General features: G+C 40.9%; 22 protein-coding genes. 13 read left to right on the top strand and 9 right to left on the bottom strand.

Annotated features, from left to right (window positions below):
* The 7 genes from VF500_RS24500 to VF500_RS24470 form a co-directional block, all read left to right on the top strand.
* A partial coding sequence (locus tag VF500_RS24500) for a DNA gyrase subunit A (protein ID WP_330862188.1) occupies positions 1-1,999 on the top strand: 1,999 nt, incomplete at its 5' end.
* 5 nt (positions 2,000-2,004) lie between these two features.
* Positions 2,005-3,123 carry a hypothetical protein gene (locus tag VF500_RS24495; protein ID WP_330862187.1) on the top strand — a complete coding sequence of 373 codons (1,119 nt, stop codon included), beginning with the start codon at positions 2,005-2,007 and terminating at the stop codon, positions 3,121-3,123.
* A gap of 5 nt (positions 3,124-3,128) precedes the next feature.
* Positions 3,129-4,388, top strand: a complete 1,260-nt coding sequence (locus tag VF500_RS24490; protein ID WP_330862186.1) for a hypothetical protein — start codon at positions 3,129-3,131, stop codon at positions 4,386-4,388.
* A 492-nt stretch (positions 4,389-4,880) separates the two neighbouring features.
* Positions 4,881-5,741, top strand: a complete 861-nt coding sequence (locus VF500_RS24485) for a glycosyltransferase family 2 protein (protein WP_330862185.1) — start codon at positions 4,881-4,883, stop codon at positions 5,739-5,741.
* Between the two features lie 173 nt (positions 5,742-5,914).
* Positions 5,915-6,991, top strand: coding sequence for a GNAT family N-acetyltransferase (locus VF500_RS24480; RefSeq protein ID WP_330862184.1), 1,077 nt, complete (start codon positions 5,915-5,917; stop codon positions 6,989-6,991).
* Between the two features lie 20 nt (positions 6,992-7,011).
* Complete coding sequence (locus tag VF500_RS24475; protein WP_330862183.1) at positions 7,012-7,815, top strand: phytanoyl-CoA dioxygenase family protein; 804 nt, start codon at positions 7,012-7,014, stop codon at positions 7,813-7,815.
* Between the two features lie 115 nt (positions 7,816-7,930).
* Positions 7,931-8,725 carry an SDR family oxidoreductase gene (locus VF500_RS24470; RefSeq protein WP_330862182.1) on the top strand — a complete coding sequence of 265 codons (795 nt, stop codon included), beginning with the start codon at positions 7,931-7,933 and terminating at the stop codon, positions 8,723-8,725.
* 73 nt (positions 8,726-8,798) lie between these two features.
* On the opposite strand, the gene VF500_RS24465 is transcribed toward VF500_RS24470, so the two are convergent.
* The gene (locus VF500_RS24465) at positions 8,799-8,999 is read right to left on the bottom strand and encodes a hypothetical protein (protein WP_330862181.1); all 201 of its coding nucleotides are present in this window, start codon (positions 8,997-8,999) and stop codon (positions 8,799-8,801) included.
* Between the two features lie 175 nt (positions 9,000-9,174).
* Between VF500_RS24465 and VF500_RS24460 the strand changes: the two genes are divergently transcribed.
* From VF500_RS24460 to VF500_RS24445, 4 genes are read left to right on the top strand one after another with little or no spacing between them, the layout of a single operon-like run.
* Positions 9,175-9,651, top strand: coding sequence for a DUF4442 domain-containing protein (locus tag VF500_RS24460; RefSeq protein ID WP_330862180.1), 477 nt, complete (start codon positions 9,175-9,177; stop codon positions 9,649-9,651).
* 9 nt (positions 9,652-9,660) lie between these two features.
* Complete coding sequence (locus VF500_RS24455; RefSeq protein WP_330862179.1) at positions 9,661-10,116, top strand: GNAT family N-acetyltransferase; 456 nt, start codon at positions 9,661-9,663, stop codon at positions 10,114-10,116.
* Between the two features lie 17 nt (positions 10,117-10,133).
* Positions 10,134-10,766, top strand: a complete 633-nt coding sequence (locus VF500_RS24450; RefSeq protein WP_330862178.1) for an ATP-binding protein — start codon at positions 10,134-10,136, stop codon at positions 10,764-10,766.
* Positions 10,767-10,818: 52 nt separating this feature from the next.
* Entirely contained in the window at positions 10,819-12,207 is a 1,389-nt protein-coding gene (locus tag VF500_RS24445; RefSeq protein ID WP_330862177.1) for an MATE family efflux transporter, read from the top strand.
* On the opposite strand, the gene VF500_RS24440 is transcribed toward VF500_RS24445, so the two are convergent.
* From VF500_RS24440 to VF500_RS24415, 6 genes are read right to left on the bottom strand one after another with little or no spacing between them, the layout of a single operon-like run.
* On the bottom strand, positions 12,198-13,100 hold the full coding sequence (locus VF500_RS24440) for a histone deacetylase (protein WP_330862176.1): 903 nt from the start codon (positions 13,098-13,100) through the stop codon (positions 12,198-12,200). The two genes, VF500_RS24445 and VF500_RS24440, sit on opposite strands and share 10 nt — an antisense overlap.
* A gap of 5 nt (positions 13,101-13,105) precedes the next feature.
* Positions 13,106-13,960: a bestrophin family protein gene (locus VF500_RS24435; RefSeq protein ID WP_330862175.1), complete on the bottom strand. Its 855-nt coding sequence runs from the start codon at positions 13,958-13,960 to the stop codon at positions 13,106-13,108.
* Between the two features lie 13 nt (positions 13,961-13,973).
* Positions 13,974-15,257: a kynureninase gene (gene kynU, locus VF500_RS24430; RefSeq protein ID WP_330862174.1), complete on the bottom strand. Its 1,284-nt coding sequence runs from the start codon at positions 15,255-15,257 to the stop codon at positions 13,974-13,976.
* A gap of 25 nt (positions 15,258-15,282) precedes the next feature.
* Positions 15,283-15,885, bottom strand: coding sequence for a DNA-3-methyladenine glycosylase (locus VF500_RS24425; protein ID WP_330862173.1), 603 nt, complete (start codon positions 15,883-15,885; stop codon positions 15,283-15,285).
* Entirely contained in the window at positions 15,882-16,532 is a 651-nt protein-coding gene (locus VF500_RS24420) for an alpha/beta hydrolase (RefSeq protein ID WP_330862172.1), read from the bottom strand. Before VF500_RS24420 ends, VF500_RS24425 begins: the two co-directional genes overlap by 4 nt.
* Positions 16,532-17,008: a GAF domain-containing protein gene (locus VF500_RS24415; protein WP_330862171.1), complete on the bottom strand. Its 477-nt coding sequence runs from the start codon at positions 17,006-17,008 to the stop codon at positions 16,532-16,534. The genes VF500_RS24420 and VF500_RS24415 overlap by 1 nt, the downstream gene beginning before the upstream one ends.
* A 74-nt stretch (positions 17,009-17,082) precedes the next feature.
* Here VF500_RS24415 and VF500_RS24410 point away from each other — a divergent pair, with 74 nt between their 5' ends.
* Complete coding sequence (locus VF500_RS24410) at positions 17,083-17,784, top strand: DUF3291 domain-containing protein (protein WP_330862170.1); 702 nt, start codon at positions 17,083-17,085, stop codon at positions 17,782-17,784.
* Between the two features lie 7 nt (positions 17,785-17,791).
* The gene (locus VF500_RS24405) at positions 17,792-18,040 is read left to right on the top strand and encodes a hypothetical protein (protein WP_330862169.1); all 249 of its coding nucleotides are present in this window, start codon (positions 17,792-17,794) and stop codon (positions 18,038-18,040) included.
* Between the two features lie 226 nt (positions 18,041-18,266).
* Here VF500_RS24405 and VF500_RS24400 read toward each other — a convergent pair whose 3' ends face one another.
* Together VF500_RS24400 and VF500_RS24395 are read right to left on the bottom strand one after the other, a co-directional pair.
* Entirely contained in the window at positions 18,267-18,980 is a 714-nt protein-coding gene (locus VF500_RS24400) for a diphthine--ammonia ligase (protein ID WP_330862168.1), read from the bottom strand.
* Between the two features lie 30 nt (positions 18,981-19,010).
* The gene (locus VF500_RS24395; RefSeq protein WP_330862167.1) at positions 19,011-19,697 is read right to left on the bottom strand and encodes an NAD-dependent deacylase; all 687 of its coding nucleotides are present in this window, start codon (positions 19,695-19,697) and stop codon (positions 19,011-19,013) included.
* Between the last annotated feature and the right edge of the window lie 3 nt (positions 19,698-19,700).

The raw sequence follows: 19,700 nt of genomic DNA, 5'->3' as shown, positions 1-19,700 counted from the left end.
TATTGATGCTACTATGGCATTAATTGATAACCGCCAGATAGAGGTTGCCGACTTAATGAAATATGTAAAAGGCCCCGATTTCCCTACAGGAGGCATCATTTACGGTTACGACGGCCCGCGCGAAGCACTGGAAACAGGCCGTGGCCGTGTTGTGATCCGCGCCCGTGCAGAGATTGAAACTCACAATGGCGAACGTGAACGCATCATTGTTAGCGAAATACCTTACCAGGTAAATAAAGCTTTAATGATTGAGCGTACTGCTGAACTGGTTAACGAAAAGAAACTGGAAGGCATCTCGGCCATTCGTGACGAATCAAGCCGTGAAGGTATCCGTGTTGTTTACGAGATCAAACGTGACGCCAATGCCGCTATCGTATTAAACAACTTATTTAAATATACTGCTCTTCAAACTTCATTCAGTGTAAACAATATCGCGCTTGTTAACGGCAGGCCAATGCTGCTTAACCTGAAGGATCTGATCCATCACTTTGTTGAGCATCGCCATGAGGTTGTTGTACGCCGTACCAAATTTGAGCTTAATGAGGCTGAAAAACGTGCGCACATCCTTGAAGGTTTATTGATCGCTTTAGATCACCTTGATGAGGTTATCCGCCTGATTCGCGCTTCACAAACACCAGATGAAGCAAGAGAAGGTTTGATGACCAGCTTTGGTTTATCCGATATCCAGGCCCGTGCTATCCTTGACATGACCTTAAGGAGGTTAACAGGACTTGAACGCGATAAGATCAAAGATGAATACGCCGCTTTAATGAAACTGATCGAGCATTTAAAAAGTATCCTGAGCGACGAAGGTTTAAGGATGCAGATTATCAAGGATGAGTTACTTGAAATTAAGGAGAAATATGGTGATGAGCGCCGTACCGAAATGGTTCACTCATCGGCGGAAATGCAAACTGAAGACTTCATTGAGGACGAGGATGTTGTAATCACAATCTCGCGCGAAGGCTATATCAAACGTACCCCGCTTACAGAATACCGCAGACAGAGCAGGGGAGGTAAAGGTGCTATAGGCAGTAACAGCCGTGATGCGGATTTCATTGAGCACCTGCTTATCGCCTCAAATCACAACTACATGTTGTTCTTCACCGAATCCGGTCAATGTTTTTGGCTTAGGGTGTTTGAAATACCGGAAGGTACACGTACTTCAAAAGGCCGTGCAATTCAGAATATCATCAATATTCCGAAAGAAGAAAATATCAAGGCATATATTAAACTGATCTCGCTTAAAGATCAGAACTACCTTGAAAATAACTTCATTATCATGTGTACCAAAAAAGGTACCATTAAGAAAACCTCACTTGAGGCTTACTCTCGTCCGCGTTCAAACGGCATCAATGCCATTAACATTAATGAGGGCGACTCATTACTTGAAGCAAGCTTAACCAGCGGAAGCAGCGAAATTGTAATGGCACTTAAATCGGGCCGTGCTATCCGCTTCAATGAATCAACAGTTAGACCAATGGGACGTACCGCTACCGGTGTTCGTGGTATTAGCCTTGATGATGAAAATGATGAAGTAGTTGGTATGATAGCTATTGATGATGCTGAAACAACTGTATTGGTGGTATCCGAAAAAGGATATGGCAAACGTACCGATATTGAAGACTATCGTGTTACCAACCGTGGCGGTAAAGGCGTAAAAACCTTAAATATTACTGAAAAAACCGGAAACCTTGTAGCCATAAAAGGTGTTACAGATAAGGAAGACCTGATGATCATCAATAAATCAGGTATTATAATCCGTATTGCAATAAGCGAACTAAGGGTAATGGGCCGCGCTACACAGGGTGTAAGGCTTATCACACTTAAAAACAATGACGAAATTGCTTCAGTAGCCAAAATTGAGCATGATGAGGATGAAGAAGTAAAAGAAGGCGATGAAAATGCAGAAGGCACTGAAACTACCACCGAAAATACAGGTGAAAGTGATACAGCTGAAGATAACGCAGAACCATCAACTGACGATACAACAGAATAATAAATATGCACTACCGCAAGATCATTTTATCGGTTTTAATTACAAGCTTTACTACAACCTTTGCCTTCGCACAAAAAGAAGCGCTAAAGGTTGTGGTAAATAACCTGGCATTTTATAAACAGAAAAACGACCTGAAGTATTTGGCCGCAGCCAAAAAATCTGCAGATAGTTTGATCATTACCAAGTCGGACACGGCCGATATTGAAAAGAACCTGTACAGGGCTATAGTTAATTCAAGTATCCTGTATATAGATTCCTTAAATAAACTTGGAATGCCTGCTGATATGCTTGACAAAACAACTAAACTGGTTGACCGGTTATCGGGCATGGGCAAAATTTTCAAGTACCAATCTGAACTTGATTACTCCAAACGATGCCTGGCAAATGTTTATATCCGGAAAGGGTTTGAAGCAGTAAATAATTCGGATTTTGCCAACGCAAGAACGGCATTTGAAAATGCAAAGCGATATGCTCCTGGCATGAACCAGATCAATACTTATATTGCTTTCGCGAACAACAAAGCAGGTAATTTGCAGGATGCTGCTAAATACTATACAACAATGCTCCAGGTTGATAGTGGCCGCACTGAATATATTGAGACAGCATCAAACATCTACAAATCGTTAGGGGATACGGCTAAAGCTTTGCAAATTCTTCAAAAAGGAAGGAAAATTTTGCCTAACGACAGATTTTTACTGCTTGACGAAGCCAATATCTACAACAATAAGAAAAATTATAAGGCGTTAGAACCATTAATTGGCCCCTTGCTTGATATTAATGCTAATAACGCGGATATTGCGTTTGTTGCAGCAAATTGCTACGATCATTTAGATAAATTTGACCAGGCAGAATCTCTTTATTTACATGCCATTGAACTAAGCGGAACATATTTTGATCCTGTATTTAATTTAGGGTTATTATATTTAAAACAAAGCGCAAACACAAAAGGGGAGAGGAGCACCCAGGATCTTGGACGTGCTATACAATGGCTTGAAAAGGCCAATGAAATTTCGCCCAATAATGCAAATAGCCTGCAGGCCTTGCAGTTGGCCTATACGAAAACAAATAACCAGGATCAGTTAGACAGAATAAACAATAAACTAAAACAGTTAACCAATCAGTAATAATCATGAAAATCAAACTTTTGATGGCGGGCCTGTTAGGCTTGGTTTCAGCAACAGCTTTTGCACAAAAAGGTGAGTTAAATAATGCAAAAGAGGAGTATGAAAAATATTCAGGCCTGAGAGGGCAACCAGCAATGGCAACAATGGCTAACCAAAGCCTTACCAATGCTAAAACTTCAATTGATAAAGCTGCTGCCAATGAAAAAACAGCTGCATTGCCACTTACTTTCGCTGTAAAAGGTTCTATTTATTCAGCTTTGGCACTTCAAGATACAGTGGCAACAACATCATTGCCATTATTCACTACTGCAGACGAGGCGTTGAAAAAAGCTAAAGAACTTGATACAAAAGGCGAAAGCAAAAAAATGATTGATGATGCTTATCTTAACCTGGCTCAATATCAGTTAACAAAAGGGGTAAAGGAATATTCAAGTGCTAAATATGATCTTGCTTATCGCTCATTTGACTATTACCGCACAGTATTACCTGAAGATACCAATGCTATTTATTACACTGGTTTAGCTGCTGCCAATGCAAAAAACTATCCTGCTGCAATTTCAAATTATAGCAAACTGGTAACCACTAAATACTCTAAAAATGCCGGTGTTTATCTGGATCTTTCCTCATTGTACCTTGCAAGTAAAGATACAGCCAATGCATTAAAAACTGTTGCTGAAGGTGTTTCAAAATACCCAACAGTTAGTGATCTGCGCAAGCGCGAAATCGAAATAAGCTTACAAACCGGCAAAGAAAAAGAAGTATTGGACAAAATCCAGGCTGCCTTAGCTGCTGATCCAAAAAACAAAACACTGTATTACTATGCGGGTTTAACATATTCACAAACCGCTGATACCTATGTTAAAGAATTAGCTGCAACTAAAGATGCTGCCGCCAAAGCGAAATTGCAAACTTCAAAAGCCGATGCTTATGTTAAGGCCGGAGAAATGTATAAAAAAGCTTTAGAAATTGATCCTAACTATTTTGAAGCTAATTTAAATTATGGTTATGTGATTTTGAATCCGGCCATTGATGCTTACAACGCCGCCAATAAATTACCGGCTAATAAACAAAAAGAGTATGATGCAGCTATAGCAAAAGCTAAAGCTCAATTTGAACAAGCAAAACCATATTTGGTAAAAGCTGCAGAACTTCAACCAAAATCAATTGATGCGTTACAAAATTTAAGAACCTATTATTTAGGTGTTAAAGATGATGCAAACGCTACAAAAATAAAAGCTCAGATTGATGCATTGCCTGCTAACTAATAAATAGGGCAGATAGAAAATAAAAGAGGGTCTTGAAAAAGGCCTTTCTTTAAAAAATACTATTTAACATAATGTTAATTATGTGAATTAATCTATAGGATAGATTTAGACCATTCATAGCTTAAGTCTACGTCTGATTGCACGGGTATACACCTAATATTTACAGCCGTTCACACGTATGTAAACTAAATGAAACGTAGTTTACAATTTCAGAACCAATAAAGCACCATGGACTGTTAATGGATACTAATTAAATATATTTGATATAGCAAAGATTGCTGTATTAGCCGACTCGTAGTCATTGATTTTTTGATCGAAAGCCCAATTGAAAATAAAGGCCATTTAATGCAATAGGCTTTTCGATTAAATATAAAATGTGAGTCATATGGCGAAGCATTGTGCAGTGATCAATGCAATCCGGTTTTTATCAATTTATGAAATACCGGAAAAGTTCCATTTATAATAATTCTGCAAATAAATTTTACTTTTTTTATGATAACAGATCAGAACTTGATGGTTAGTGTTTGCTGTACTACTTATAACCATAAAGATTTTATCAGTCAAACTATAGAAAGCTTCCTGATGCAGGAAACCAATTTCAGGTATGAAATTGTTGTTGGAGATGATTGTTCAACCGATGGAACAACTGAAATACTGAGGTCATACAAGGAAAAATACCCGGATATGATCAAGGTAATTTACCCGGAAAAAAACCGCGGCGCTCACCTGAATACGATTAACACCCTTAGCGCATGTGAAGGAAAATATATTGCACTTTGTGATGGAGATGACTTTTGGACAAGCCCACAGAAGTTGCAGAAGCAGGTCGACTTTTTGGAAAACAACCCGGAATATATCATTTGCTGCCACTACACCCGGGTAATTGACATCAACAATAATACATTAAATCTGGAGCCCAATCCGGTGCCGCTTGAGTATACTTATCACGACCTTTTGGTTGGCCGACAGGTAGAAACAAAAACCGCCACTGTTGTTTATCATAATATCCCGGAAGTACATGAATTATTTCAAAAATCATGGTATACAAGCTGTTATGCCGCTGACAAGTTTTTTAAACTTTTCGCAACATTCAATACGGGGCGTAAAATATATGTAATGCCCGAGGTTATGAGCTGTTATCGCAATCATGCTGGCGGCATATGGAGCATGATAAAAAATGAAGCCCGCATGGAAATGGTTATCAGTGATTTCAACCTGATCATCAGGCGCTTTCATTATCGTGGCATGCAAAAAAAAATGCTCTTGCTGCTCTATCTTAAAAGATATATATTATTTGAATTAGGCCGATTTCGGTTACGCAAAGCTTTTGATACTGTAAAATATCTGCTTTAAATAAAAGCACACCCCCATCTTCCTGATACTATCAATTTGCACCCCAACCATAGTGCCCGGATAGATTTTTTCTTTTTTTCATAAGTCATCAAATATTATTGACTGACCTGTACCCTATGCCCTCCCCCAGGGCATTCAATTAATAACATTATACAACAATTAAAAACCTACTTATGAACCACCGAAGTTTTACTATACGTAATAGAAAAGATTGGGACGAATACATCAGTCGTGCATATATACATGAAGGGTTTCACACCTGGTATTATCATTCTTTAAATACCGAAGGCGAACCACTTTTATTTGTTTATGAAGAAGAGAAATTATTCATCGCGTTGCCGGTGATCAAAAGGAAGATCGAGAGCTCGGAATACTTTGATATGACCTGTGTGTATGGTTATGCCGGCCCCCTATCCAGCGTTCCTTTTACAAGCTTATCAGCCTTAACAATTGCGCAATTTAAAGCCGAGTTTACAATCTTCATGAAGGCAGAATCGGCAATTTGCATCTTTTCAAGACTGCATCCATTTCTTGATCAATATCATCTGTTGGAAAATATTGGGGGTATCAAAGACAACGGAACAACATTGTACGTTGATCTTTCGATATCTGAGGAAGAACAACGGGACAGGTATGATAAAAGGCTTGGTCGCCAGATAAGAAGCCTGCGCAAAATGGGCTTTATTATTAAGGAAGCTGATACGGCACAGGAAATTGAGGATTTTGCCGAAATGTATTATAGAAACATGGACCGGCTGAATGCTTCATCCAATTATTATTTTGATGTTCAGTATTTTATCAATCTTCTTAATGAAGAGTACATGAAAAACAAACTCATTTTAATTTATGATGGAGTTAATCTTATGTGCGGAGCGCTTATTTTGTTATCAGATGCTATTGTCCGGAATCACCTTTCGGCAACTTCACCTGACTACCTGAATATTTCTCCAAGTAAATTAATGACAGACGAAATAAGTATGATCGGTAGAAGAATGGGGAAAAAGATCTTTCATTTGGGGGGCGGCGTTGGCGGAAAAGAAGATTCCCTTTTCAATTTCAAAAAGTTGTTCTCAAACCTGCAGGTAAAAGACAGGATCTGGTGTTATATTAATGATGAACCTGCGTATAACGATCTTGTTTTAAGATCAGGCGTAGAAATCGACCCGGAAACTCCCTTCTTCCCCCTATATCGTCATCCAAAAAGAAAAGCACAAACAACTGCCTCTGAACCTGAAACCACCACAATTTAAAACCTTAATTAATTACAACAATGAAAAATAAACTTAAATATGCCGATGCTGACCTTGTCGTATTTGACCAGATAATGGACGAATTCGGATGGATCATATATGAAGATGCCCTGGACGATGCCTTCGTTGACGAAATAAGAGATTCATTGGTGCCGGCGTACGATGTAAGGCGCAAAATTCAGATCGCTAATGGCATAGGCGACAATATGAATGGCACGCTGCACCACTTGGTTGAACGGGAAAGGTTTTCATTAAAGTTTCTTGAACGAAAATACTGTGCAGACCAGATGACGCACTTTTTAAAGGGCAATTACATTATAAACTCACTTGGCGCTGTTATTAACTTAAAAGATGAGAAACCTTATGTTCAGAACATACACCGGGATATTAGAAGTTTCACCGGAGATTTTAAAATGATGATCCAGATGATGATTGTATTAGATGATTTTACTTCTGAAAACGGATCAACTTATTTTTTATCCGGCTCTCATAAAAGCGATGAAAAACCAGAAAGCGATTTCTTTTATAAAAACGCGGATCGCGCCAACACTAAAAAAGGCAGCATTATTTTATTCGACTCCAATTTATGGCATGCTGCTGGTAAAAACTATACCGATGCAACAAGGCGGACGTTAACCATGGCTTTTACAAAGCCATTCTTTAAACAACAGCTTGATTATCCAAGATTTTTGGGGTACGAATTTGGCGAGGGATTAAGTGACGACTTGAGACAAATTTTAGGCTATAAATCCCGTGTCCCCGAAAACTTAGATGAATACTATCAGCCTGTTGAAAAGCGAATGTACCAACCGGGCCAGGGCTAAATTTAATTATACCTAAACTCCGCTTCAATTGTCAGTATTGTTTAATCTTTGATTTTAAAATCAGCTAATAACTAACATCTGTGTTACACTTGTGTTATAAGCTAAAAATAAAATCATGGATCTTAAACTTAATGATAAAACAGCACTTGTAACAGGATCAACGGCCGGCATTGGTTATGCTATCGCAAAATCATTGGCCAATGAAGGCGCTATGGTATATGTAAATGGCCGCAAACAAACCAAAGTTGATGAAGTTGTAAAAAAGTTGATCGACGAAACAGGCAATAATAAAATCAAAGGTATTGCCGCCGATTTTTCAAATATTCAACAAGTTGAAGCTTTAATAAACCAATTGTCCGAGATTGATATTTTGGTAAATAACGTTGGCATTTTTGAGCCGAAACCATTTACTGAAATTAACGATGCTGATTGGCTGAGGTTTTTTGAAGTTAACGTGCTAAGCGGGGTACGATTATCAAGGGCTTATTTTGATAAAATGATCAGCAAAAACTGGGGACGTATTATTTTTATCTCCAGCGAATCGGCATATCAGATCCCCGAAGAAATGATCCATTACGGAACGACCAAGACCGCCCAGATTGCAGTTGCCCGTGGTTTAGCCGAACTCACCAAAAATACTGGTGTTACCGTTAATACCGTTTTACCCGGGCCTACTTTATCTGAAGGCGTTGGCGATTTTATAGAAGCTTTGGCAAAAGATCAGGGCTTAAGTAATGCGGAAATAGAAAAGGAATTTTTCACCAATGTGCGCGGCACATCATTAATAAAACGCTTTATTACTACAGATGAAATAGCCAACCTGGTTACTTATGTTGCAAGCCCGTTATCGGCAGCAACCAACGGTGCAACATTAAGGGCCGATGGCGGTGTTATAAAAACAGCATTCTAAAAATTTAAGAAAAAGCATAAAAAAAATCCCGGTCAGGTGAAATACCCGGCCGGGATTTTTTATGCTTTTAAAATTACAAGTGCTTTGTAGTATCTTTTTTGGTGGTATCAGTTTTAGTTGTGTCTGTAGCGGCGGGTGCCGGTGCACTTTGACTTGTTGAATCCATTTTTGTACTGTCAGAGCCATCGCCTGCTTTTTTTTCTGAGCTGCAGCTGGTCGCAATAGCGCCGATCATTGCCGCGACAAGTGCGAAACTTAAAAATTGCTTTTTCATAGTTATTTGCTTTTGATTAAATTATCAATTTATGTTTGAACCATATGATAAACCAAACTTTGGGCTTATTGTTTACCGGCAATTTGGGATTTTGCCATCTTTTTATTTTTGAACATCGGCCAATTTGATCCACATTTACGGCTCATTATTTATTTTTTTCCGATATTTAAGCGCTATGGTGGTATCCGAAGGATTATTAAAGTGGGTAATGCGCTTCTACCCCCCTCTCCTTTTCCAGCGGATCTGGGTAGTTAAGTTTAGCAAAGGATACCGGGGCGTTAAAGTGAGGATCAAAAAAAGCTTCCTTAACAAAAACTATAATAATTCCATTTTTGGCGGCACACTATTTTCGGCTGCCGACCCCTTTTATCCCTTGCTCTTTTATCAAATATTTAGCCACAAGGGCTATAAATTGACGGTTTGGTCAAAATCAGCAAGTGTAAAATATACCAAGCCTGCGGCAACAAATTTATTTTTTAATATTGAACTGACTGATAGCGATATAGCCGACGCGGAGCGTATTTTAAATACTACCGGTAAATTTATTCGCTTCTTCCCTATTGACATTTACAATAAAGATGGCGAAATATGCGTATCCGTCATGATTGAGGTTTATGTACGCAACTTAAACTTTATTGATACTACTATATAACTTATACTGATGACTGTAATTATGAATGACGAAGCTTTTGAGAAAAAAGGCTTCATGATCTCAACGGATAAAAACCTGCTTAATGTTGATGTTATTTATGATTACCTTAATAATGAATCGTACTGGGCAAAGGGTATCCCACGACAAAAATTGGCCAGGGCCATCGAAAACTCCATGTGTTTCGGTATTTATTTCAACAACGAACAGGCGGGCTTTGCACGTGTAGTTAGCGATAATGCAACGTTTGCCTATATCTGCGATGTATTTGTGCTGCCTGCTCATCGTGGCAAAGGCCTTTCTAAATGGCTGGTACAAACCATTGTTAAACATCCCGATCTGAAAGGTTTAAGAAGATGGTCATTAGCTACTAAGGATGCCCACAATTTGTACAGCCAGTTTGGTTTTTCGCCCATTGCCCGCCCGGAAACATGGATGGAGATCTTTACACCATATATTAAGCCCTAATAATTAATGAACAGGCTATGAGTAGAACAAACGTTAAGAAGTTAATTTTTGAGGGTGAAAGCGTAACTGTCGACTTTAAAAAAACGATAACCAGCTGCGAAAAGATAGCCCGCACAATGGTGTCGTTTGCCAACAACAAAGGTGGTAAGTTACTCATTGGCGTTACTGACGACGGTACGATAAAAGGCGTAAAATCCGACGATGAGGAACGCTATATGATTACCAAAGCGGCACATCTTTTTTCACGTCCGGCGCTTGACCCTACTTTTGAAGAGGTATATTTTGATGATAAACTTGTACTTGTTGTTGATACTCCGGCAAGCGAACTAAAACCGCATTATGCCCTTGCCGAAGATGGTAAATGGTGGGCTTATGTGCGCGTAAAGGACAAAAGCGTATTGGCCAGCAAAATTGTACTGGAGGTTTTAAAACGCTCTTCAAATGATCAGGGCGTTTTGATCGAGTATTCTGATAATGAAAGAACGCTGCTTGGCCATCTTGAAAAGGCAGGCCGCATTACTATAAAAGAGTGCAGCGAACTGCTTAAAGTTGGTCGCCGCCGTGCTCAGAATGTACTTGTAGACCTGATATTGTCAGGCATTATCAAGATCAACACAACCGAAAAGGAAGAATATTATACAGCCTGCTGACTTTTCTGTGTGCCCAAATGGTTACTTTTGCGCTCCTGTTGCCTAAGTAATTATGAGAGCCGTTTACCAAAAATACAAACCTTATTATCTTGAAAGCCTTAAACTGGCTATCCCGGTAATTATCTCAAACGTTGGGCATACGGCTGTACAAATGTCTGATACCATCATTGTGGGGCATTTTGCAGGTACTGTTTCTTTGGCCGCGGTATCAACAGTAAACAGCCTTTTTATGGTTCCGCTGGTTATTGGCATGGGCATCTCTTACGGTTTAACGCCGCTTATTGCTCAAAATAATGGCCGGAAAAATCATAAAGAATGCGGGCTGTTACTTTCCAATAGTTTATTCCTGAATATCCTAAGCGGCATTATCCTATTCTGCGGAATCTATTTTGGCACCATGTTACTTATTGGTCATCTTGACCAATCGCGCGAGGTTGTGACAGAAGCCAAGCCATATTTATTCCTGCTTAGCCTGTCGTTGATCCCCTTGCTTATCTTCAATACGTTTAAGCAGTTTGCGGAAGGTTTAGGCTTCACCAAACAAGCCATGATGATATCTATCTGGGGCAATTTGATCAATATTTTATTAGGGATAATTTTTGTTAAGGGCTTGTTCGGCATACAACCAATGGGAATCAGAGGTGTTGGCTACAGTACCCTTATCGATCGATGTTTGATGGCTGCCGTGATGGGGATTTATGTTTTCCGGTCGAAGAATTTTAAAACTTATTTAACAGATTTTGCCATTAAAAATATCGACAGGCTACGCGGTATTCAGATCATGAAAATTGGCGCGCCGGTTGCCATGCAATATACTTTCGAGATCAGTGCCTTTGGTGGGGCTGCCTTGCTTGTGGGTACTATCGGCGTAGTTGCCCAGGCAGCGCACCAGGTAACTATAACCATGGCTTCTATGACGTATATGATGGCAAGCGGTATCGGTGCAGCTGCAGCTATTAAATCAGGTAACTATTTTGGTGTAAGCGATCACCGCAATTTAAGGCTTGCAGCTATTTCCAATTACCACATCGTATTGCTGTTCATGAGCTTTACCGCTGTAATATTTGCGTTAGGCAGACATCTTTTACCCTGGATAATTACTTCTGATGAAGAGGTGATAACAATTGCATCACAGCTACTTATCATTGCAGCATTTTTCCAGTTGTTTGATGGGGCACAAGTTGTTGGGCTTGGTGTGCTAAGAGGAATGGGCGACGTAAACGTTCCAACCGTTATTACTTTTCTGGCTTACTGGGTAATTGGTTTGCCTGTTGGTTACCTGCTTGGTATTAAATTTAACCTGGGTGTTTATGGGGTTTGGTATGGCCTTGTGTTAGGTTTGGGTACGGCGTCGGTACTGTTGTTTGCACGTTTCAATGTGCTTAGTAAAAGTCACAAGATCAAACCGGCAATACCAATAGTAGCTAAAGATCAAAAATAAAGATCAATAGCTGCTTTAAAGGTATTGCAATGCGCCTCAACAATATCTTTTATTTGCGGTGAATAGCCACCTCCCATACTTACCTGTACCGGTATATTGTATTTAATGCATTGTTCAAAAACAAACTGATCGCGGGCTTTGCAGGCCTCTTTGCTTAACGCAAGCTTACCCAGTTTATCAGTAGCCAAAATATCCACCCCCGAAAGGTAAAAGATAAAATTAGGTTTCTGTTGTTTAATTAATCGCGGCAGCGTTGTTTTAAGAATTTCAAGAAACTCATCATCACCAACACCGTCCTGTAAGGGAATATCCAAATCAGACTGCTCCTTTCTGTAAGGGAAATTATTGGCCCCATGCATAGAGAAGGTGAATACCCTTGGCTCGTTTTCAAAGATCTGGGCAGTGCCATTGCCCTGGTGCACATCTAAATCGATTATTAAAATAGATTTAGATAACTCGCTATCCAATAAATAATTAGCAGCTATTGCCTGATCGTTCAATAGACAAAAACCTTCACCCCAATTACTGCCTGCGTGATGAGTCCCTCCGGCTACATTGAAAGCAACTCCGCCTTCGAAAGCATACCTGCAACCATCAATTGTACCTTTTGCAATCATTATTTCCCGCTCCACCAACCGGGCGGATAAAGGAAAGCCCGTCCGACGTTGTTCTTTTGGAGGCAATGTGAGATCGCGGAGCTGATGCCAGTAATTTTCATCATGTGTACGGATGATAGTACCTTCTGCCAGTAGATCCGGAGAAAACAGGTTATCTTTGCTTATCACGCCTTCATGCAATAGCTGTGCGGGGATCAGCTCGTACTTCAGCATCGGAAAGCGGTGGCCTTCGGGCAGCGGATGAGCGTATATCGGATCGTAAGATATTTTGAGCATGCCTTCTATCCTATCAACTCCCCTACATGTTTTTGGATATTATCGCAAATGCTATCCAGTGGCAAATCATTGGCGTCACGGCCAAACGGATCCTCAATTTCTTCGGCCAGTAGCTCAATACTTGCAAAAACAAAAAGTACAAAGCAGATGATCGGGATGATAAAATACTTCAGATCAAAAGCCCAGGTAAACGGCAGGGTCATGATATAAGTGAAGATAAATTTCTTGATAAACACGTTGTATGAAAACGGGATAGGTGTTTTCTTGATGCGTTCGCAAGCCCCACAAATATCTGTAAAAGAAGTAATTTCGGCAGTTATGCTAAATAATTGCTCCGGATTAATTACCCCTTCTTTATTTAACCGGTAAATATTTTTGATCATTTCAGAAGCAACCTGGTTAGGCACATGTTTTAGGGCATCAATACTGATAAACGGCTGTTCTTCGGGAACGTATTCGTCGCGCAGATGATCACGCAGAGCCCTCGCATAACGAGGGATCGCATAATTGAAAAAGGCAATATCCTCTTCACCGATTAGATGCTTTAGTTTGATAGCGAGGTTGCGGCTATTGTTAACTAAACTCCCCCAGATCTTGCGCCCTTCCCACCAGCGGTCATAAGCCGAGTTGATACGAAATGCAAGCAATAAGGAGAATACGAAACCTATTGTTTGATGAATAAAGATCACTTTCCTGAGTATGCTGGTATCGGGCAACTGCCAAAAATCTATCAGGAAATAAGTAACAACGCCGGCATACGCGCCTACCGCAAGCATAAGCGGAAATAACTCACGCAGTGTTTCGGCTTTGTTTATTTTAAAGATGAATGAAAACCACTCTTTGGGATTGTAATAAACCATATCTCTTGAAAATTTAAACTGCTTTTAGTGCATCAGCCATCAGTTTGGCTGTCTTGTAAACATCCTCAAACGTATTGTAAAGCGGCACAGGACTCAAACGGATCACATCGGGTTCGCGCCAGTCGCCTATAACGCCGTTTTGTGCCAGATAGTTAAAAATTGGCCGTGCATTCCGCTTGCTAACTACCGAAAGCTGGCATCCACGGGTAACCGGATCGGCCGGTGTAATGATCCTGTAAACCTCCTCGCCCTGTTCTTGATTGATCTCTCGAATTAAAAACTCCAAATAACCCGTTAAGCGAACGCTTTTCTCCCGAAGGATATCTAATCCGCCCGCATCATCAAAAATAGCCATAGAGGCTTTAAATAAAGCGAGAAGCAATATTGGGCTTGTACTTACCTGCCAGCCGGCAGCGCCGATCTCAGGATCGAAGCCCGGAGCCATCAGGAATTGTTTATCCCGGCGATAACCCCACCAGCCGGCAAACCTGTTTAGTTCTTTATCGGCAAAATGTTTTTCGTGGACAAAAATGCCGCTTATCCCACCAGGCCCGGAGTTAATGTACTTGTACGAGCACCAGCAGGCGAAGTCTGCACCCCAGTGGTGCAGCTGCACAGGTACATTGCCCGCAGCATGAGCCAAATCGAAACCGGCATAGGCCCCTGCCGCGTGAGCAGCATCGGTTATCGCTTTCAGATCAAAGAATTGCCCGGTGTAATAATTGATTCCGCCAAACAGAACTAAAGCCAGCTCATTTTTATGTTGATCGATCGTTTGGATGATGTCTTCAGTCCGTAATGTAACCTCACCCTCCCGCGGAAAAATCTCAATTATTGCGTCTTTAGGATCAAGGCCATGGAAGTTTACCTGGCTCTCCATAGCATATTGATCCGAAGGGAAAGCCCCTCCTTCCATGATGATTTTAAAACGTTTATTATCTGGTTTATAAAAACTTACCATCAATAAATGAAGATTTACTGTAAGTGAGTTCATTACAGTAACTTCATTTTCCTGCGCGCCAACAATGCGGGCAATGGAGCTGGTAATCGATTTATGATAGTCAAGCCAGGGATCATCTCCCTGAAACCAACCTTCAACAGCAAGGTTTTTCCAGGCATCCAATTGATCGGCAAGATATTGCTGTGCCGATGCAGGCTGCAACCCAAGTGAATTACCGCAAAGGTAAACTGCATCTTCACCGTTGTGCTTTGGGATTAAGAAGCGGCTTCTGAAATCTTTAAGCGGATCCTGCTCATCCTGCTGCCGGGCAAATGCCAGATCGTTTTGATAGTTCATCCGCCAATATTACAAAATAGGAAGCTTATTTGTTGGGCTTGCTTACGTAAATATTGCCCTTTACATAGAAACGATAAGGCAACAAGGCATCTTCGGCAGCGTAGGCTACCCCTATCCTCGGACCGGCTTTTATCTGCTCATCAGGAAAAGTTAAACCACGATCTTCAAGCCAAATAGTATCACTTTGCAGGCTAAAAGCGTTTATATTGCGCGAAATCCCTAAAGCCTTAGCTACCGAGCCAGGCCCCGCAGTAATATTGGGCTTAAGCACCGGCATATTGCGACGTACTTGCATAGCCTCGATACCATCAGTGGGTTGGATGGCCCTGATAAGGATTGCCTGCGGATGCCCTTCACTCGAGGTTACGATATTAAACATTTCATGAATGCCATAACAGAGGTAAACGTAAGCGATGCCACCCTTCATGAACATGGTTTTAGTTCGCGGTGTAACGCGATTGCCAAAAGCATGGGAAGCTCTATCTGTAATTCCATTATAAGCCTCTGTTTCAACAATATATCCACCAGCAACTGCACCATCAATACAAGTAAACAAATACTTGCCTAACAGATCTTTACTGATACTTACCACATCATTGCCCAGGTAATAACTTTCAGGTAGCTTCATTTTTTCAGGATCCCCTTCAATAATTTATTGATCTCTTTTGCCTTATCGAAGATCATGATATGTGTGCCGCCCTTTACAATGGTAGCACCTTTTATTCTTTTATAATCAAACACCAGATCTTTATCACCGGTAATGTGATAGAGATTTGGCGGGATAATTTCATTTCTCCAATGCAAAATGGCATACATGGCCCATTTCATAAATACCGGCGATGATTTTTTGAGCATATCGCTGAATAACCATGCATCCTCCTGGCTCATGTGGCCAAATAAAGGTTTAACCATGCCACCCATCGAATTGAATATTTTACCCGGAATCATTTTGTAAACAGGCAGCGTGCGGAAAAGCTTAAAATACCATGGGGCCTCATTGCTGGTTTTAATACTGGAGATCAGGATAACCTTTTCTACAGGCATGAACTTTGCCATTTCAACAGCGATAATGCCACCTAATGAATTGCCAATAAGCACTGAGTTAGGCTTGATATTATATTGATAAATAAGCCTTTGCGCATAAGCAGGTAAAGTATCTTTCAAATCAGGTTCAACCCAATCTACCGTAATTACTTCATGCTCATCATGTAGATTGATATTATTATAGACGCGGGTGTCGGCACCGAGACCGGCGATCAGATAGATCCTGCTCATTAAAAATTAACAAGCTTTACTATTTGCTCAAGATACTGTGCGTCGGTTTCGTTGAACTGATCCAGCAATTCACTATCCACATCAAGTACCGCCACTACTTTATCGTCTTTAAATACCGGCACTACGATCTCCGAGCGCGAAAGTGAGCTGCAGGCAATGTGCCCTGGAAATGCCTCAACATCGGGCACAACCAATGTTTTTGCCTGCTGCCATGCAGCGCCGCAAACACCTTTTCCCAAGCCAATACGGGTACATGCTACGGGACCTTGAAATGGGCCTAACACCAACTCGTTTTCTTTAACCAGGTAAAAGCCTACCCAAAACCATTTAAACTGCTCTTTTAAAGCCGCTGAAACATTGGCCATGTTGGCGACCAGATCAGGCTCGCCATAAAGCAACGCTTCAATTTGAGGAATAAGCGTGGTATACTGTTCGGTTTTATCGGTTGATGCGGTAATTGTTAAATCCTCTGCCATGGTACAAAAGTAAGGATGTAGTGTTGAAAGTAAATAAGGCAAATATCATATTTAATCTTTTATTTAGCATTTGCATGATCGTTAGCCTCACTATAATTCGCTACCGCAAGCTGTTTGTTCCTTTTGCTCTATTGGCTATGGCAATTCATCGCCTCCCCCTACTGATGCAAAGAGGATGCAGCTTTTACAAGCTTCTGGGCTCGGGCAAAAACGGAACCTTTGACCTTGAACCCGATTGGCAACAATGGGGCTTATTGGCCTGCTGGGACAATCGCGATGATTTTGATATATTCTATAACCGTTCGTTTATTTCTTCCTGGTGGAGGCTGTTAGGCACCGAAAGCTGGACGATACTTTGTGCCCCGATACAAAGCCATGGAAGCTGGGATGGTAAAGAGCCTTTTGGCAAGCCGGAAGTAAGCGATATTAGCGGCCCTGTTGCGGTACTTACACGCGCAACTATCAAATTTAGCAGGCTAAAGAATTTCTGGGCTAATGTAGATACAGTTGCAAATATGATGACATCCGCTCCCGGGTATATAAATTCATTCGGCGTTGGCGAAGCGCCGGTGTACCGACAGGCTACATTTTCTGTTTGGGAAAACCTGGATCATGCAAAGGCTTTTGCCTATAAAAGCCCCGAACATGCCGAGGTAATAAAAAAGACAAGAAGCGAAGGCTGGTATAGTGAAGAACTCTTCGCCCGGTTTAAACCGATAGCCAGCTTCGGCACCATCAATGGAAAAGACCCGTTAAACGGATTACTGGATAAATAAAAAAGACATGAGAATTATTGCAGAACTCCCGCACCCCGATTTCAAGATCTCTATCCTGAATATGAACAATAAATTTATTGTGAAGATAGAGCAGGGCTCCCTTGAGCAAAGTTACAAGATTCCGGAGATGGATTTAACCGATGGTGTTAACAGTGTTTTCGAATTACTTGACGAAGAATTTTTAAAGAAAATAGCAGCCCGGTTCAATGATATGCGTACGGATTATAAGGACGCCTATTTCAGATATAATTATTAAGAAAATCATTGCAATTAACTAAAAACTAAATACTTATAAATAACAAAAGCCCAGTACAGAATTTAATTTGGTAAATTAATTGTCTTTCGGGCAGTAATTGTTTTATCCTTTGGTCTTATTTAAATAAAAAAGTAAGATGTTTTAAGTTAAAGATCTGGCAATTAATATACTTATAATACAAAACAAAATTTAATTCTGCGTTGAATTTGGCAAAATAAATGATAAGTTAAGCCAATAAAAGGTCGCAATGCCAAAATCCGGAAGGTTTTGAGTCAGCAGCAGAAACACAGGAATCATCAGTGTTTTTGGGCGCGGCATATTCCTTGAAAATCTTTACTCCAGTTTTGTATTCTATCTCGTGGGCAAAGATTGGCCCTTTAAAAGCGAAGGTGTGGAACTCCCCGTTCTCGCCGCATACATCAACATCCTCGGGTAAAGCATCGATCAGTTCGCGGCTGATTTCTTTTCCAACTATCCTTTCCAAACGCTGCTGTGTACAGGCTATCACTGTTCCGAAACCGAGATTTAAAAATTCATTTATCAATTGAGATGTATCCCGTTTCCATAACGGGTAAATCCCTTTAAGACCGACTTCACTTAACCTTGCATCGCGGTAATCTTTAAGGTCCTGTAGAAAGATATCTCCAAAAATTGAATGAGTTATGCCTTCATTTTTAAAACAGGTTAAATGATAACGCATCACCTCGTCATACTCTTTCATCCCAGGCATTTCGGGCAGGCGGATCTGGTATAAAGGAATACTGATAGCTTCGGCCTGTTTGATCAATAACTCTGTTCTTACACCATGCATCGAAATTCTGTCGGCCGCATCATTAATGGTGGTCACAAGATAGGCGATCTCAATCTCCGGGTTTTGCAGGCAATAATATAAAGCAAGGGCGCTGTCTTTACCGCCGCTCCAGTTGAAGATGCACTTCATATTTAATTAGTGATTTAACGAATTAGTGATTTAATCTTTCAGCAATTCATTTACTAATGCAGGTACGCCAACTGTAGCCTTTTTCTGGATCTTAATTACAGTCCCCCTCACATTTACCGAAGGAATATTAGGGTCGATAATATATTTCGGCACCTCGCGGTCAACGTAGCCGATCAGCCCGGCTGCCGGGTAAACTGCCAGCGAGGATCCAACGAGGATAAATAAATCGGCATCGGCGCAGATCATGGCAGCATGTTCTATCATCGGCACAGGTTCGCCGAACCAAACAACATGCGCGCGCAATTGCGAACCCAATTCGCATTTCTCTCCCATTTTTATTTCCCAGCCATCGATTGGATAAGTGAGCTCGGGTTTAATACTTGATTGCGACCGGGTGATGATCCCGTGCAGGTGTACCACGTTAGTTGAGCCAGCTCTTTCGTGAAGGTCGTCGATATTTTGGGTAACGATGGTCACTTTATATTTTTCTTCGAGCGCGGCAAGTGCGTAGTGAGCAGCATTGGGTTTTGCCTCCAATACAGATTTACGGCGCTCGTTATAAAACTGCTGTACCATAACCGGGTTATGTTCCCAGGCTTCGGGGGTGGCAACGTCTTCAATATTATACCCCTCCCAAAGTCCATCGCTGTCCCTGAATGTTTTTAAGCCGCTTTCGGCGCTGATCCCGGCTCCGGTTAGTATTACTATATTTTTCATATT

It is taken from the genome of Mucilaginibacter sp. (assembly GCF_036383575.1).
In the GTDB taxonomy this organism is placed as follows: domain Bacteria; phylum Bacteroidota; class Bacteroidia; order Sphingobacteriales; family Sphingobacteriaceae; genus Mucilaginibacter.
The sequence above is the reverse complement of the archived record's forward strand: the minus strand, read 5'-3'. Positions and strand labels throughout refer to the sequence as shown.

Excerpts from the sequence above, each read along its gene's own strand:
- VF500_RS24495 (WP_330862187.1), top strand. The coding sequence starts at position 2,005 with ATGCACTACCGCAAGATCATTTTATCGGTTTTAATTACAAGCTTTACT.
- VF500_RS24490 (WP_330862186.1), top strand. The coding sequence starts at position 3,129 with ATGAAAATCAAACTTTTGATGGCGGGCCTGTTAGGCTTGGTTTCAGCA.
- VF500_RS24485 (WP_330862185.1), top strand. The coding sequence starts at position 4,881 with ATGATAACAGATCAGAACTTGATGGTTAGTGTTTGCTGTACTACTTAT.
- VF500_RS24480 (WP_330862184.1), top strand. The coding sequence starts at position 5,915 with ATGAACCACCGAAGTTTTACTATACGTAATAGAAAAGATTGGGACGAA.
- VF500_RS24475 (WP_330862183.1), top strand. The coding sequence starts at position 7,012 with ATGAAAAATAAACTTAAATATGCCGATGCTGACCTTGTCGTATTTGAC.
- VF500_RS24470 (WP_330862182.1), top strand. The coding sequence starts at position 7,931 with ATGGATCTTAAACTTAATGATAAAACAGCACTTGTAACAGGATCAACG.
- VF500_RS24465 (WP_330862181.1), bottom strand. The coding sequence starts at position 8,999 with ATGAAAAAGCAATTTTTAAGTTTCGCACTTGTCGCGGCAATGATCGGC.
- VF500_RS24460 (WP_330862180.1), top strand. The coding sequence starts at position 9,175 with ATGGTGGTATCCGAAGGATTATTAAAGTGGGTAATGCGCTTCTACCCC.
- VF500_RS24455 (WP_330862179.1), top strand. The coding sequence starts at position 9,661 with ATGACTGTAATTATGAATGACGAAGCTTTTGAGAAAAAAGGCTTCATG.
- VF500_RS24450 (WP_330862178.1), top strand. The coding sequence starts at position 10,134 with ATGAGTAGAACAAACGTTAAGAAGTTAATTTTTGAGGGTGAAAGCGTA.
- VF500_RS24445 (WP_330862177.1), top strand. The coding sequence starts at position 10,819 with ATGAGAGCCGTTTACCAAAAATACAAACCTTATTATCTTGAAAGCCTT.
- VF500_RS24440 (WP_330862176.1), bottom strand. The coding sequence starts at position 13,100 with ATGCTCAAAATATCTTACGATCCGATATACGCTCATCCGCTGCCCGAA.
- VF500_RS24435 (WP_330862175.1), bottom strand. The coding sequence starts at position 13,960 with ATGGTTTATTACAATCCCAAAGAGTGGTTTTCATTCATCTTTAAAATA.
- kynU (WP_330862174.1), bottom strand. The coding sequence starts at position 15,257 with ATGAACTATCAAAACGATCTGGCATTTGCCCGGCAGCAGGATGAGCAG.
- VF500_RS24425 (WP_330862173.1), bottom strand. The coding sequence starts at position 15,885 with ATGAAGCTACCTGAAAGTTATTACCTGGGCAATGATGTGGTAAGTATC.
- VF500_RS24420 (WP_330862172.1), bottom strand. The coding sequence starts at position 16,532 with ATGAGCAGGATCTATCTGATCGCCGGTCTCGGTGCCGACACCCGCGTC.
- VF500_RS24415 (WP_330862171.1), bottom strand. The coding sequence starts at position 17,008 with ATGGCAGAGGATTTAACAATTACCGCATCAACCGATAAAACCGAACAG.
- VF500_RS24410 (WP_330862170.1), top strand. The coding sequence starts at position 17,083 with ATGATCGTTAGCCTCACTATAATTCGCTACCGCAAGCTGTTTGTTCCT.
- VF500_RS24405 (WP_330862169.1), top strand. The coding sequence starts at position 17,792 with ATGAGAATTATTGCAGAACTCCCGCACCCCGATTTCAAGATCTCTATC.
- VF500_RS24400 (WP_330862168.1), bottom strand. The coding sequence starts at position 18,980 with ATGAAGTGCATCTTCAACTGGAGCGGCGGTAAAGACAGCGCCCTTGCT.
- VF500_RS24395 (WP_330862167.1), bottom strand. The coding sequence starts at position 19,697 with ATGAAAAATATAGTAATACTAACCGGAGCCGGGATCAGCGCCGAAAGC.